Source organism: Actinoallomurus acaciae (genome assembly GCF_042429965.1).
In the GTDB taxonomy this organism is placed as follows: Bacteria; Actinomycetota; Actinomycetes; order Streptosporangiales; family Streptosporangiaceae; genus Actinoallomurus; species Actinoallomurus acaciae.
This window is the reverse complement of record NZ_JBHLZP010001125.1, coordinates 1-1015: the sequence shown is the minus strand read 5'-3', so window position 1 is coordinate 1015 and position 1015 is coordinate 1. Positions and strand designations below refer to the sequence as shown.

Genomic DNA, 1015 nt, shown 5'->3' with positions numbered 1-1015 from the left:
AGCTCGGTGCGCCGCGCCTCCATCACCGGGCCGTACGCGGCGGTCGCCGCGGCGATGGCGCGCAGCTCCTCCGCGAGGGCCTCATCACGTCGCGCGGCGCAGGCCCGCATGCCCGCCACGAGGACCGGCCAGGAGTGCCGCACGTCCCGGTCGAGGTCGTGCTCGGCGATGGCGCGGCTCGTGGCCTCGACCGCGCCCGGCACGTCGCCCTCGGCCAGTCGCCACTCGATGACGAGGCTGGCCAGTGGCAACACCTGCTGCGGGTACGGGTCGTCGGCGGCGAGCAGCGCCCGCAGCTCCTCCACGATCCGGGCCGCGACGTCGCTCTCGCCGCGGGCGACGGCGATCTCACCCCGGTTGAGCAGGTGCTGGCCGCGCAGGCCAGGCGTCGGCACGAGCTCCATGGCCCGCTCGAAGGTCTCGACGGCGTCGTCCCAGCGGCCGAGGGAGATCTGCGCCTCCGCGAGGTTGTTCGCCGCGTAGACCCCCTGGGTGCGGGCCTGGCCGAGCGCCTCGGCCCGCGAGAGCGCCTGCTGCGCCGTCGCGATCGCCGCCTCGGACCGCCCGCTCCCCTCCAGGGCGTCGGCCGTGTTCACCATCGACCGGAGCACCGACCCGCCGTCGCGGATGTGCTCGGCCCGCGTACGCGCGGTCCCCAGCAGGGCCAGCGCCGCGTCGAACCGGCCGCCGACCGCCTCGGAGATGGAGAGGTTGTTCAGGGCGTCCGCCGCGATGCAGTCATCCTCGAACCGGTCCGCCAGCGTGAGGGTCTCCTCGCTGATCGGGCGGGCCTCGTCGTGGCGGCCGAGGAGCACCAGCGTGCGGCCCAGCGGCGCCAGCACCTCCGCCCGTGCGATCGAGGCCTCCGGCACCAGGCTCTGCGCCCGGCGCAGGTCCTCCAGGCCGCCCGTACGGCCCAGCACGAAGGTCAGCCAGGCGCGCCGGCGGAGCAGCAGGGCGACGCGCTCGGGGTCGGTCCGCTCGTCGAGGTCGGCGAGGGCGGCACGGACGAACG

General features: G+C 76.0%; 1 protein-coding gene. It reads right to left on the bottom strand.

Annotation, left to right across the window (positions count from 1 at the left end; translation table 11 throughout):
- Positions 1 to 1015 (bottom strand): tetratricopeptide repeat protein (locus tag ACFFNX_RS51035; RefSeq protein ID WP_378213738.1); only part of this gene is annotated, 1015 nt, incomplete at both ends.